The following is a 13904-nucleotide window of genomic DNA, read 5'->3' on the forward strand; positions in this document are numbered from 1 at the left end:
TTCTGATTCCGGCTGTTTTAGATAGTCCATGGTCCGCGCATAGGCTGATAAACGAGGGCATTAGCACCTGCATCATCAATGAATTCCTGTTTCACCGGGTCGAATTTTAAAGAACGGTTAAGACGCAGTGCGATCTTACCCATATTCACCAGGGTGGCAGAACGGTGACCATTTTCTTCATTCAGCGCAAATTTGCGACGGTTCTTCACGGCGTCCACAAAATCTGTTTGCTGGGGAGCAGGATCAGGGAAGGCGGCCAGCTTCTTTTCGAGGTCTTGTATATCCGAGCGGAAACCAGGATATAGTTTACCTTTTGGTCCTTCTATATAAGCAGCTTTTTCATCAGCACCATCACCATCCAGGATAATCTGGCATCCATCTGCATAGGTGTAGGTAATTCTTCTCCAGGTACCTACGGCATCCGGGTGTTGCTGTGGTGCATCTACTTCTACGCTTACCGGGCTGGTATCGTCCTTGCCCAGGAAGTACTGGATAGGATCCAGGTAATGCTGTCCCATATCTCCCAAACCACCACCATCATAATCCCAGTAGCCACGGAAGGTCTGGTGCACACGATGTGGGTTATACGGACGATAAGGAGCTGGTCCCAGCCACATATCATAATCCAGTTCTTTTGGTACTGCCATTGCCTCCAGGTTGGTTTTGCCTACCCAGTAAAATTTCCAGTCAAAGCCGGTATGCTTGCTCACAGTTACTTTCAGCGGCCATCCCAGCAGCCCACTGTCTACCAGTTTTTTAATCGGCTTCACGGTAGTACCCATTCCATAAAATCTGTCTTCAAAGCGGAACCAGGTATTCAGGCGGAAAATTCTGCCATGCTGTTGTACTGCTTCCACCAGGCGTTTGCCTTCACCGATAGTGGCGGTCATTGGTTTTTCACACCAGATGTCTTTCCCTGCACGGGCAGCATCTGCTGCGATGATACCATGCCAGTGCGGTGGTGTCGCAATGTGTACAATATCTACTTCGGGTAAGGTGATGACTTCACGGTAGTCGGCAAAAGTTTTAACGCCTTTGCTTTTATCTCCCAACTGATCCATTGCCAGTTTCAGGTGACTGCGGTCTACATCGCAGAGCGCCACTACCCGGGTGCCCGCATAGCCAAAGTGGCCTCGTCCCATGCCACCAGTGCCTATTACGGCTTTGGTCAACTGGTCACTCGGAGCCAGGTAACCGCGGCCCAGCACATGCCTGGGCACAATAGTAAATGCAGCAAGCGCTCCCAGGGAATTCTTAAGAAATGCCCGCCTTGAATCGCTGTTTTGTTTCGCCATATTTCAGTTTAATTGAATGCCGGATTGATAAATTAGGTTTTGGTCTGATAGTATTCGTTCACTGTATGATAATAAATTCACCGTCTTATTCGATTCTGGCTTGTCGACTGGTAAGATATAATCTAACACCGTGATATGCAAATACCAGAAAGGAAATTTGATAAGCGGCAAAATGGTCCTGTTTAATACCCGGGATTTTGTTTCATCTCCGGATTAGACAATGTTTCTTTTTCCGGTATAGGCCACAGGTAATCACGATCAATATAAGAACGATCCTGCACCTTCACCGCCACACCTGTTTGCGGATCGGTAGCACCAAATACCTGCCCGTTCATCACCTGCTTTACAATGCCCCATCTGCGGATATCAAAATAACGCTGTCCTTCAAAAGCCAGCTCCGATTGACGCTCGCGCCGCACCAACTGTCGCAGTAGCGCCGCACTGTTATACTTTTGCAGGTCAACTACCGGCATCCCTGCACGCGTGCGGATATCATTCAGGTGCAACGCTATGGCGGGATTTTTCCAGTCGTCCAGCTCTATTAATGATTCTACATAAATCAGCAATATTTCACTGTAACGGATTATCATAAAATCAAGAGAACCTCCCCTGCTCTGCCGGTCGCGGGGATCCAGGTATTTACGGATCCAGTAACCGGTTGCGGTTGACTTCTGCACGCCTATCCTATCGTTATTTGCTGGTGAATTATCAAAGGGAGACAGGATATAATTCGCATCCAGGTACTGTTCCCCGGGATATAGTATCGATGCTGCCAAACGGGGATCCCTGTTGTTTTTGTAGTTAGGATCTTTACGGTAGATGGCCACAGAATCCGGTCCCAGCTCTGCCGGCGTTTTCCCCTGCTTTGTTTCAAAGTTATCCACTACTGTTGAGGTGGGCGATACATAGGTTTCTCCACCAATGCCATATGGCGCAAAGGTAGTCCAGGCATTACCACAGCCACCCGCTTTGAAAAATATCCTTTCTTTATTTAACTCCCCGGCATAACTGAATAATTCGGCAAAACTGTTTACTCCTGGTTTTTCACCGCGGTATAATTTATATACCCCGGACCCAATCACTTTGGCAGCGGCATCCCTGGCCACATCATAATGATGAAAGAATAAAGCCAGCTTCGCTATCAGCGCATTGCAGGTACCAGCAGATATACGCCAGGTTTCATCACTGACATATTCCTGTGGCAGATGCTCCGCACAATCTTTCAATTCGCTCAATATAAAAGCATATACTTTTTCTGCAGGATCTCTCTTCAGGTGGTTCTCCAATGGCGTCAGTGAGGTAGTAACAATAGGAATATCACCAAAGAAAAGCATGATTTCCATATGATAAAAAGCACGCAGTGCACGCGCTTCATACTTCATACGGGCACGCAGCTCATCGTCCATAAAACATTTATCTACGTTTTCCAGGAAGCGACAGGCACGGCGCACATCAATGTAATCATCTCTCCAAATCCACTCTGCCACATCCCAGGTAGGGTTTTGCAAACCACGGGTGTAAATATCATAATTACCCCGGAAGTCGCCGCGACACACGGCTTCATCGCTGAGTCCAGACCAGAACATCACATTACGGCCGTCTGAACCAGCCGGAATACCAGCATAAATAGAAGCCAATGCATTGTAAGCATGGGTTTCCGTTTTCCACCATTCCGCATCTGTTACACCGGAAGGATTATCGTGGGTAAGAAATTTTTTACAGGCCGGCAAAGACAATAAAGTCAGGGCCAATATCATGATGATGCTATATTTCTTCTTCATCGCGAAAAGTTTAATGGTTATAACTGTATGCTCACGCCTGCGGTGTACACTTTCATGATGCCATAGGTCCACTGGTTACCCTGACTTTCCGGGTCTACCAGTTTCATGGAAGTAAACACAAATGGATTTTGTGCATTCACATATACCCTGGCACCGTTAACGCCCATACGCTTTAACCGGGTGCTGCTGAAATTGTAACCTAGCTGTATATATTTCATCCGCACATAGGCGCCGTTCTGCTGCCAGAAATCAGACGACAATTTATTGATGTTCGGTGAAGTGGTGAGGCGTGGAAAGCGGGCATTGGTGCGTTGCGGCGTCCAGTAGTTATCAGCATAGTATTGTGTAGGGACACCACCATCGAATGACATATCCAATGGATATGCCAGCATACCACTCAATACGGCATCGTTGCTGTTGACACCCTGTAGCAGCATTTCCAGTTCCCATTTTTTATAGGTAACACGGAAATTGGCAAAGAAGTCGACTTTGGGCGTGGGGTTTCCGATCACGGTCTGGTCGTTGCCATCAATAATATTATCACCGTTCTGATCTACATACCGGATATCTCCTGCCTTTTGATTGGCGATAATAGGCACCAGCGCGGTACCATCGGGTTTGAAATCACTGGCCTGCAATAGCCCGTTCGTCTTGTAACCATATAAGCTATTGAGTGCATACCCTTCTTTATTAATAGATGTACCGTCTATATACGGCCCACCTTTTAAACTAAGCAGGGTATTATTGTTATAAGAAATACCCGGACGTACAGATAACGTCACGTTTTTCCCAATCTGGCTGTTATAATTCAGAGACAACTCCACCCCTTTGTTACGCAGTTGCCCCGCATTAATAGGCGTTTTGCCCATGCCGCCTACATAAGATACCGGCGGCCGCAGGATGATACCGTTGGTGGTTTTGTTATAAAAATCAAAGGTAAGTTCCAACTTACTTTGGAACAGCGCCAGGTCCATCCCCAGGTCCAGCATATCTACAGTTTCCCAGGTGATGTCGGGATTACCAAATACACTTTCAACACCATCAGTGGTGCTAATCATGTTCTGATAGAGGTACATGCCAAGAATATTTTCATTACCTAAGCGGCCGTAAGAGGCACGCAACTTCAGGTTATTAATGGCGGGTAAGGATTGCATAAAATTTTCCTTATGCACATTCCATCCCAATGCAACAGAAGGGAAAGTGCCATATTTATGACCAGGACCGAAGCGGGAGGAACCATCGGTACGCATCGCTCCTTCGAGCAGAAATTTATCCTTGTAAGAATAGTTCACTTTTGCATAAAAAGACAATAACGATCTGATCTCCCAGAGGCCTCCGTTGTTTTCCTCCTGGGAATAGCCACCCATCACATAAAAGTGATGGTCTTTCAGGTCGTAGGTATAATCTGCTGTTACACCAGCATAGTAGTAAGTGGTTCTGTCTAAGGTAGCCGTCCGTTGCACGCCCCATGTTTGTGCCAGTTTACCGGTGAAGTAGTCGAAGAAATAATAGTTATCGCGGGTAGTCCGGGTTACGTCACTGTTTAAGCGAAAACTGAACTGTCCACGCAAATTCAATCCTGGCAGTATTTCCCACTTAGGTTGCAGGTTGATGCTGGACTGTCCATATTCGTTAGCGCTGCGTCCGCCATGTTCTGCGTACGCCACCGGATTCACAATATCTACATAACGGCCATAGATAATAGGCGCGCCGTCTTTCTGCGGATATTTAGGCAAAATGGTAGGCGGTACCCGGAAAATATCTTCCAGTATCCTGTTACCATCATTACCATTGGGGCGGTTGGGGTAAAAGGTATTTCTTTTGATGGCCAGCATGTCCATGTACACCAGGAATTTTTTATTCAGGGTAATGGACGTGTTAGCGCGGATATTATATTTATTGGAATGATTCAGTGGAATCATTCCCTGTTGATTCTGATAATTGGCCGTAAGTGCAAAACGCGCCAGACTATTGCCACCGCTCACTCCCAGCGAGTGACTGGTAATAGGGGCTGCCGGGTTAATGATTTCTTTCTGCCAGTTGGTGTTAGGATATTTAACCGGATCATCACCGGCTTCAGTATGCTTAATATCTGCCTCCGCATAAAAAGGCTGGTTACCCGCATTTATCTGTGCTTCATTAAACATCTTCATGTACTGAGGTGCCTCCACTAATTTAGGCATAGTAGAAGGTGATTGTATACCGTAATATCCATCATAGGTAACAGCCACTCTACCTGCTACACCACGCTTAGTAGTCACAAGAATAACACCATTAGCCGCGCGGGCGCCATACACAGCAGCAGCAGCAGCATCTTTCAGTATTGTTACACTTTCTACAGTAATAGGATCTATATAATCCATATCCATTGGCACGCCGTCTACCAGCACCAATGGGTTAGAGGCGTTAATGGTACTGATTCCCCGAATTTTGATCACCGCAGCATCTCCGCCCGGCAGGCCGGAACTCTGGGATACCTGTATGCCGGTTACACCACCCTGCAGTGCCTGCGACAGGGCGGTAATCGGTTTACCATTGGTTTGCTGGGCAATGTTCACCGTGCTGATAGAGCTGGCAATATGTTTTTTCTGCTGCTCTGAAAGGCCTACTACCACTACTTCGTCGAGAGCAGACACATTTTCTTTCAGGGAAATATTGAGTGCATTCAGGCTGCGGATGACCGTATGTTCTTCCGGTAGGTAGCCCATCTGCGTAAAAACGAGAACGGCATTTTTCCTGGTCTTCAATGAAAAATAGCCATCAGCATCGGTAGTGGTGCCGATGCTGTTATTGTCTTTTACGCGGATGGTCACACCAGGCAATGCCTGCGGCGGTTCGTGCATATCGTATACCCTTCCCCGTATAACATAGGCGCTATCTTCCAGCTGTGCTCCAGCTTCGGTGACACTGCCGTTCTTACTTTTTTCTTTGGGAATGATGGCTACCTGGTTCCGCACAATACGGTAGCTCAGGTTGGTATTGGCCAGTGCTTTGTCCAGAACTTCGCTGATCTTTTTGTCCTGCAGTTCCAGGGTGAGTGGCTGCTCCCTGGCCACCAGGTCATCTTTATAAAAGATGCGCCACGTGCTTTGCGACTGGATCTGGCTGAACAACTGAGGTAAAGTACCCTGGTGCAGTTTAACAGTAAGGTGATTATCCTGGGATCTGCCGGTGGCAGAGATACCAAGGATACCGGTGAATAGCAAAATTACAGTTAGTTTCATTGTTCTAAGTAATTTAGCGGCAAAAGCTTTGCCTGGCGGCACGCGCCATTGTGCATAGATTTTTTTCATAACTTCACTACGTTTTTTTTCGTTAAACAAAAAGACAAGCCCGTCCCCCGCTTTGCAGCGGGGGCAGTGCAACCGGAAGATGTCCCACCATCTTCCGGTTTTTTTTGGTGATATGTATGGTTTTTACTCTTTCTCTTTTAGTACAATGCGCTGTCCATGGCGCTCATAGCGCAGCGAGTTGGTAGCGCAGATGACATCGAGTACATCGTCAAGGTTTTCCTCCAGGTCAAGGTCGCCGGAACAGGTTTCCAGTCCGGGTTGTGTTGATGCAAGGTCCAGCTGTATATTATAGTATCGCGTTAATTTTTTCAGGATATCTTTCATCGGGGTGCGGACAAACAGGAGGCGCCCGTCTTTCCAGGCAGTATATGTCATCACATTTACGCGGCTTACCTGCAGGTCGCCTCCTTTGGGGCTGACCGTCGCCATTTGGGAAGGTTCCAGCTGTTGTGCATGTTTGCCAAATAAGCCATGCTCCCGCAGGTGCAGGCGTACACTTCCAGACACCAGTACCAGGTTTTGCTGTGCATCATCCGGGTAAGCACTCACATTAAAAGTGGTGCCCAATACTTCCGTTTCTATACCGGAGGCATATACAAAAAATGGTGACTGCGCATTGGGGGCAATGTCGAAGAAAGCCTCTCCTTCCAGGTATACTTCTCTTTTATTATCCTTAAAAGCAGCAGGATATACCAGGCGGGATCCGGCATTAAGGATCACAACAGTCCCGTCTTCCAGCTGCACGCGGGAACGACGGCCATAGGGTACCAGCAGGGAATTATAGGCATCGGCCGGTATAGCGGTGCTGTTGGCGTTAATGGTTACACCGGTACCACCACCGGCATATATCAGGGAGGAGCTTTTCCCTTTGACCACTACTGATTTATTTTGTCCCAGGATCAAACGGGTATCTGTAGCGCTTTCCATGGGGCCCTGCTGCTGTGCAAACTGTACCAATGCACTATATTGCCGCGGCCAGAAGAGCCAGGCACCAACGGCCAGCAATAACAATACTGCGGCGGCTATTTTCAGGAACAGGTAGCGGTAACGGAATTGTTTAGGTACAAGGTGACCGGCAATATCCTGCCACAGCGATTCTTTATCGGCGGGATCCCATGCTTCATTACCGGCATTCGTAATCATACGCTGTACGGCAGCTGCCAGCTCCAGTTGCGCAGGATCTTCATTTTGCGCTGTTGGTGGCTGGTCATTGCCAAGTATATCTTCCAGTTTCAGTTGTTTCTTGCCGGGCTTCATGCAGGGTATTTACTATAAAGAGAAGCAAACAGCCGGGACATAGACTCCGAAAGCAATTATTTTTTAATTATTTTTTTGAGCGAGCCAGGACATTAACAGGATAAGGAGCGGGAGTACAGGCATTTTTTCCATATTGGTGCGGAGTTGCCGGAAGGCTCTGTAGGCCAGTGTACGACAGGTAGGAATGCTTATTTTCATAATGTCTGCCACTTCATCGTAAGACAGGTCGCAATTAAATTTCAGGAACAGCACTTCCTTTTGGCGGGCGGGCAAAGCATTCAGTTCCTGTGCAAGGAGGCGGAGCATTTGTTGTTGCTGTTCTGCAGCAATGATGAGTTCTTCCGCAGCCGGCTCATAGTCTACTGAAAAATATTCTTCTGCGTCGCTGGTTTGGCTTATGGCAGCGCCTTTTTTGATGGCCATGTGTATTTTCCGGCGGAATGACCGGAGCAGGTAATAGCGGATATTTACTTTGGGAGATAGATTTCGCCTGTAATGGTAAAGGTCTGTAAAAAGGTCCTGTATACAGTCTTTTATAGTAGCCGTATCCTGTATATAACGCAATCCGTAGCGGTAAAGCATCTCTGCAAACAGCTCATATAATTCCCTATAGGCTTCCTGATCACCCTTAATGATGTTTTCCCACAAGATATTGTTGGCCGCAGTTGACACGTCGTTCAAACAGTAAATATTTAGAAGTGGTTGATGCGTCCAATATAAATCTTTTTTAGCTTTTAGCCATTAGCTTTTAGCTGTTAGGGAAATGCAGCGGAGATTAACATATGAATTTCTCCGCTGCATTTCCCTAACAGCTAAAAGCTAATGGCTAAAAGCTAAATGAAATCCTCCGCTGCATTTCCCTAACAGCTAAAAGCTAATGGCCAAAAGCTAAATGAAATCCTCCGCTGCATTTCCCTAACAGCTAAAAGCTAATGGCTAAAAGCTAAATGAAATTCTCCGCTGCATTTCCCTAACAGCTAAAAGCTAATGACTAAAAGCTAAATGAAATCCTCCGCTGCATTTCCCTAACAGCTAAAAGCTAATGACTAAAAGCTAAATGAAATCCTCCGCTGCATTTCCCTAACAGCTAAAAGCTAATGGCTAAAAGCTAAATGCCATAGACTGGCCGCGCCAATCAGGGCAGCAGCTTCACCTAAGCTGGCAGTAACTACCGGAATATTGATCTGATGTTGTTGTAGTGTTGTAATCAGTAATGGAAAGAAGAGGTCAGCCGCGTTGGCGATGTTGCCGCCAATCACAATGGCTTCCGGTTGTTCGGCCTGTACAAAATCGATGAGTAAAGTAGCCAGGTTGCGGGCGAATTCATTAAACAGTTCGGGAATACTATCGTCAACGGCTATACGAGCAACCAATGCTTTTACGTCTGGTACTGTTTCCCCGCTTACTTCCTGGTAGCGTTTTACAAACCAGCGGGTAGACAGATAATCTTCGGCCATACCGTCTTTAAAGGGGGAGCACCAGCGGTTGGCATCATTTGCCACGCCATCGCGATAAACGGCGGAACCTAAACCGGTGCCTAAAGTAAGACCTATTACCCGTTGGTAGTTTTTACCGGCACCGCTGAACACTTCGCCCTGCAGGAAACAGCCCGCATCGTTGATAAAGCGGATCTGTTCCGGCTGAATGCCCAGTTTGTCTGCCAGTAAGTTTTTTACATTCAGCTTATATAGTGCATCATACTTATGCTGCCCTTTCATCAGGCTGATCCCTCGTTCATAATCGAAGGGGCCAGGCATGCCAATACCTATATGTTTAATGCCTGCCGGCGCTTTGGTAAATACCTCGCTGATAACAGCCGACCATGACGCTATAATGTCTGCAGCTGCTCCCTGTGAGTCAATACGCGTGCGGTTCCAGGAACCTTCTATGATCGTTCTTGTGCCCAGATCAACCAGTGCTGCGGTAATATGAGAGCCGCCAATATCTATTCCTAACGCCGTGGAATTCTTCATAAAAATTCAAGATAGAATGTTTGCTAAATCGTTTAACCTAAACAAATATAAAAAATTATTTGGTTGATTTGCTCAGAAAAATCGTTTTAGCAACGTAAAAAATGGTTAAACAGCTCCAATATAGGGCGTTTTTTGAAAAATCAAAAAAACAGGGAAGGCTTTTCAAAAGAAATCTATCCGAAATATTTTGACGGATGAAAAATAATCATCACTTTTACATCGTAATTCATTACTACAATGGAATCTGACAATTGCTCCGGCAACAACAACCTTATCGCTTTCATAGCCACAAACTTTAATACCTCTCCTCCCCCTTTCTGAAATACGTCTGCACAGCCCAAATTCTGAACTGACATGTCCGTCAGCAGCATCCCTGTGTACCGTACAAATTCATTACCTAAACACTTAACAACAACCCAACAATGGAAAACACTGTTATCAAATGGGCCGTGCTCATTGGCGTGCCCCTGCTATGTCTGTTACTGTACAAAGTAATTCTTCGTATATGCTTCGGCGTAGTAATTGTACCGGAAGACCGTATCGGTCTGGTGACTAAAAAATTCGTGCTCCTGGGCAAGCAGGAACTCCCCGAAGGCCGCATCCTGGCTTCCAATGGTGAAGCAGGTTTCCAGGCCCAAACCCTGGCTCCCGGCGTGTATTTCTGGAGATGGATCTGGCAATACAGCGTGGCGTTTCAGCCCTTTACCATCATCCCTACCGGCAAAATCGGACTGGTACTGGCGAAAGACGGATCGGAACTGGAAACAGGTTCTATCCTGGCCCGTAAAGTTCCCTGCGACTCCTTCCAGGATGCGGTAGCATTCCTGCAGAATGGTGGCCGCAAAGGACGCCAAACGGCCATTATCACCCCCGGATCTTATCGTATCAATACCTTCCTGTTTGAAGTGGAAATCACAGACATGCTGTCTATCCCCGACAACGCAGTAGGTATCGTCACCACCCTGGAAGGGCAGGCCATAGAAACCGGCTCCATCGCAGGTAAAACCATTGAAAAGCACAATAACTTCCAGGACGTGGATGCCTTCCTCGATAAAGGTGGCTACAAAGGGCTGCAGGAACAGGTAATACTGGCCGGTTCCTACTTCATCAACCCCTGGTTTGCCAAACTGGAAATGGTAAAGATGACAGAAATTGCCATCGGACACGTAGGCGTAGTCATTTCCTTCGTAGGCAACGATGGTGTGGACATCAGCGGCGCAGAATTCAAACACGGTAACATCGTGGCTAAAGGCACCAAAGGTGTATGGGCAGAACCATTAGGACCCGGTAAATACCCGGTAAACCCCTACATCATGAAAGTGGAACTGGTACCTACTACCAACCTGGTACTGAACTGGGCCTCTGCCAGAAGTGAAGCCCACCAGCTGGATAAAAACCTGTCCACCATTACGGTGAGAAGCCGCGACGGTTTTACCTTTAACCTTGACGTAGCCCAGATCATTCATATCCCTACCAACGAAGCCCCTAAAGTAATTGCCCGCTTCGGTAATATGAGTAACCTCGTAACACAGGTACTGGAACCAACCATTGGTAACTACTTCCGTAACTCGGCCCAGGGTTCTGATGTGATCAGCTTCCTCACCAGCCGTAAGGAAAGACAAACCTCTGCCAAAGAACATATCGGACAGGTACTCGATCAGTATAATGTGTTTGGTGTAGATACCCTCATCGGTGACATCGTACCACCGGAGACGTTGATGAAAACACTGACAGACCGTAAAATAGCGGAAGAACAGAAGATCACCTACGATACAGAAAGACTGGCACAGGAAACCCGTCAGTCGCTCGAAAAAGAAACGGCGATTGCAGAAATGCAGAAAGAAATCGTAAAAGCCGATCAGGGTGTATGGATCGCGGAAAGACATGCGGACGCCTCTGTAAAGAAAGCGACCGGTGACGCCAACAGCGTACGTCTTCAGGCTAACGCTGAAAGCGACCGTATGAAATTACTGGCAGGTGGTGAAGCGGAAAAAGTACGATTGCTCGCTAAAGCAGAAGCAGAACGTACCGAATGGATCGCGAAAGCAGATGCGGAAAAAATTGCCCTCACCGGTAAAGCAGAAGCGGAAAAGATCCTGGCTATCGGTCAGTCCAGCGCAGAATCGTACAAACTGGCCGTGGAAGCGATGGGGGGCAACAACTTTACACAACTCAAAGTAATGGAAGCCATCGGCGCACAAAACATCCGCATCATGCCGGACGTACTGATCAGCGGTGGCGATGGCGCCAACGGCCCTATCAGCGGACTACTCGGACTGAAACTACTGGAAGATGTGGCGAAGAAAAATGAAGCAGATAAAAAGACAGAATAACCCCATCCCCTATACTTATGAAAAAAGAATGCAGCGAAGAAGATTCTTCGCTGCATTTCACTAAAAACCAACCGCTACTTATCGGCTGGTAACTCTACCCCTCGAGCGTTATATTTTTTACCATCAATCATATACTCTCTTTTCAGCCCCTCTCCCGATTCTGAAGTAGAAGACGCTTTTCTGAAAGAAAGTACTGGTTCATTCTTTGCATTAATAAGTCCTACTTCGCTGGCATCACCATTCGCTCTGCGAACCATCGCCAGGCCGCCACTAAAAGTGGTCGAAGACGATGAATAAATGCAGGGAATCACCAACACTCCTTTGGTATTAATAAAACCATAATTTCCACCAGCCACCCTTACCCGTGCCAGTCCGTCAGAAAAAGGCTCTGCATCTACATATCCTTTCAGGTCGATGGCTTTCTTCCCTTTATTATCTATAAAATAAATTTTATGCGCTTTGTCGATGACCAGCAAAAAGCCACTATGATAGCTGCCGCCGGAAGTGTAGAATCCATCAGGTGATATCAGATGTCCATTGTAATCATACAAGGTATTGATACCCTGCAGTGGCCCGTCCTCTTCGGTTTTATTTGCATACAGCACTGCTTCTTCCGGGTCCTGGTAAATGGCATCATAAGCTGCAGGAATGATCAGGTTGCCATTGCCATCCATCAGCCCCATAGAATTGGCCTTACCTTCCTTAGATACAGTCGCCAGTTGTGAGTTTAGTTCTTTAACCACATTATCTATTTTCACCAGCTTCCTGCCAGCAGTGTCCAGGCGATAATAGTAAATCCCGCTATAGTCCTCATTCACAAAAAAATAAGCATTGAGGGAAGATAATTTTTTATAAGTGGGTGCAATCGCAAATTTGCCACTGGCATCTGTGAAGCCATAGTTACCGCTCTTGCCGTCTTTTGTCAGAAACAGTCCTGCGTAATTGGGCTCCAGGTTTTTAAGGGTCATTTGCTTCTTTTCTGTATGACGGCTATCCGCCATGTATACATTTACTTTCGCTACATTACCCCTGTAATATCCTTCTGTGTAGCCATTATGGCCTTCGTCAAACGGCGATCCATCCGGCATTTCAGCAGCAATTTCCTTTTGCAGCGCCGCTACATCTTTAAAAGCGCCTTTATCCAGTTTACGGATCAACCCTTTCAGTGTTTTACTGAAATTGAGCAACAGGCGGGTCATATCTTCGGGATTATTAGCACCGCTGTTGGTGCTGCTGTATCCTAATGACTTACCATCTTTATTCAAAGCTTCTACGTGGATATAGTCCTTGAATGCGCTGTCTCCCATCATTAACCGCACCCGGTTATCGCTCATCTTATCAATTTTTATTTCAGCACCTTTATACGTGAGTTTGTCGTGTTGTTTATCCAGCGTAAGTACCACAATTTTTGTAGGATAACTATAGCTGACATCGGCTACAATACTATCCATTGTTTTCACTGCCGGAATATTGGTGGAAGCATCCATGGCATATGGCTTCGTGTCTGTAGTACCATCATGAAAAAATATTTTCGCGGTGGTAAAGTCCGGTGCATCGATCCCGGAGAAGTCACTACTGTGTCGAAATGCGCCATCAGTACCGACTGTGCTGTTAGGCGCTTCCATCATCTGTTTGAAGCCTATACCATCGAAGTAAGCGGCATACCTGGCAGCGTATTCCTCTGCCGGTGTTAACTTAAATGGTTGGTCAAATTCCTCTTCTTCCGGCTTAAAGCTTTTAGGCTTTTCCTTTTCAAAACTTTTCATAAAATCAATGAAGCTCGTTGCTTTTTCACTTTCTGAATTAAGCAACTCCCGCGCTTCCGGTAACGTTTTCCCATCAAATGATTTCACAAATTCAAGTACTTCGGCAGATGGGGGCTGCTTTGATTTACAGGCAGCGGCAGCAAAAATAACCAGGGCGATAAAGGTGGTGCGTTTATTGAACGTCATTATAGTATAAGTTAATGGGC

At 46.7% G+C, this 13904-nt stretch carries 8 protein-coding genes; 1 reads left to right on the forward strand and 7 read right to left on the reverse strand.

Annotation, left to right across the window (positions count from 1 at the left end; translation table 11 throughout):
* Window positions 1–17: 17 nt before the first annotated feature.
* The 6 genes from AC1DCV_RS16505 to AC1DCV_RS16530 form a co-directional block, all read right to left on the reverse strand.
* Window positions 18–1295: a Gfo/Idh/MocA family oxidoreductase gene (locus AC1DCV_RS16505; protein ID WP_441576191.1), complete on the reverse strand. Its 1278-nt coding sequence runs from the start codon at window positions 1293–1295 to the stop codon at window positions 18–20.
* A 182-nt stretch (window positions 1296–1477) separates the two neighbouring features.
* Window positions 1478–3076 (reverse strand): RagB/SusD family nutrient uptake outer membrane protein, encoded by a 1599-nt coding sequence (locus tag AC1DCV_RS16510; protein ID WP_477024164.1) that lies wholly within the window; start codon window positions 3074–3076, stop codon window positions 1478–1480.
* A 17-nt stretch (window positions 3077–3093) separates the two neighbouring features.
* The gene (locus AC1DCV_RS16515) at window positions 3094–6369 is read right to left on the reverse strand and encodes a TonB-dependent receptor (RefSeq protein ID WP_477024165.1); all 3276 of its coding nucleotides are present in this window, start codon (window positions 6367–6369) and stop codon (window positions 3094–3096) included.
* A 123-nt stretch (window positions 6370–6492) separates the two neighbouring features.
* Window positions 6493–7626, reverse strand: coding sequence for a FecR family protein (locus AC1DCV_RS16520; protein ID WP_477024166.1), 1134 nt, complete (start codon window positions 7624–7626; stop codon window positions 6493–6495).
* A gap of 63 nt (window positions 7627–7689) precedes the next feature.
* A complete protein-coding gene (locus AC1DCV_RS16525) occupies window positions 7690–8298 on the reverse strand; it encodes an RNA polymerase sigma factor (RefSeq protein ID WP_477024468.1) in 609 nt (202 codons plus the stop codon).
* A 422-nt stretch (window positions 8299–8720) separates the two neighbouring features.
* Window positions 8721–9599, reverse strand: coding sequence for an ROK family protein (locus AC1DCV_RS16530; RefSeq protein ID WP_477024167.1), 879 nt, complete (start codon window positions 9597–9599; stop codon window positions 8721–8723).
* Window positions 9600–10021: 422 nt separating this feature from the next.
* Between AC1DCV_RS16530 and AC1DCV_RS16535 the strand changes: the two genes are divergently transcribed.
* Entirely contained in the window at window positions 10022–11932 is a 1911-nt protein-coding gene (locus AC1DCV_RS16535) for an SPFH domain-containing protein (RefSeq protein ID WP_441576186.1), read from the forward strand.
* Between the two features lie 74 nt (window positions 11933–12006).
* Here the strand turns inward: AC1DCV_RS16535 and AC1DCV_RS16540 are convergent, their stop codons facing one another.
* A complete protein-coding gene (locus AC1DCV_RS16540; RefSeq protein WP_477024168.1) occupies window positions 12007–13884 on the reverse strand; it encodes a WG repeat-containing protein in 1878 nt (625 codons plus the stop codon).
* Window positions 13885–13904 lie beyond the last annotated feature (20 nt).

Source organism: Chitinophaga sp. 10T418, assembly GCF_056394125.1.

Coding starts and splice junctions, on each gene's coding strand:
- AC1DCV_RS16515 (WP_477024165.1), bottom strand. CDS start 6,369: ATGAAAAAAATCTATGCACAATGGCGCGTGCCGCCAGGCAAAGCTTTT.
- AC1DCV_RS16530 (WP_477024167.1), bottom strand. CDS start 9,599: ATGAAGAATTCCACGGCGTTAGGAATAGATATTGGCGGCTCTCATATT.
- AC1DCV_RS16540 (WP_477024168.1), bottom strand. CDS start 13,884: ATGACGTTCAATAAACGCACCACCTTTATCGCCCTGGTTATTTTTGCT.
- AC1DCV_RS16535 (WP_441576186.1), top strand. CDS start 10,022: ATGGAAAACACTGTTATCAAATGGGCCGTGCTCATTGGCGTGCCCCTG.
- AC1DCV_RS16505 (WP_441576191.1), bottom strand. CDS start 1,295: ATGGCGAAACAAAACAGCGATTCAAGGCGGGCATTTCTTAAGAATTCC.
- AC1DCV_RS16520 (WP_477024166.1), bottom strand. CDS start 7,626: ATGAAGCCCGGCAAGAAACAACTGAAACTGGAAGATATACTTGGCAAT.
- AC1DCV_RS16510 (WP_477024164.1), bottom strand. CDS start 3,076: ATGAAGAAGAAATATAGCATCATCATGATATTGGCCCTGACTTTATTG.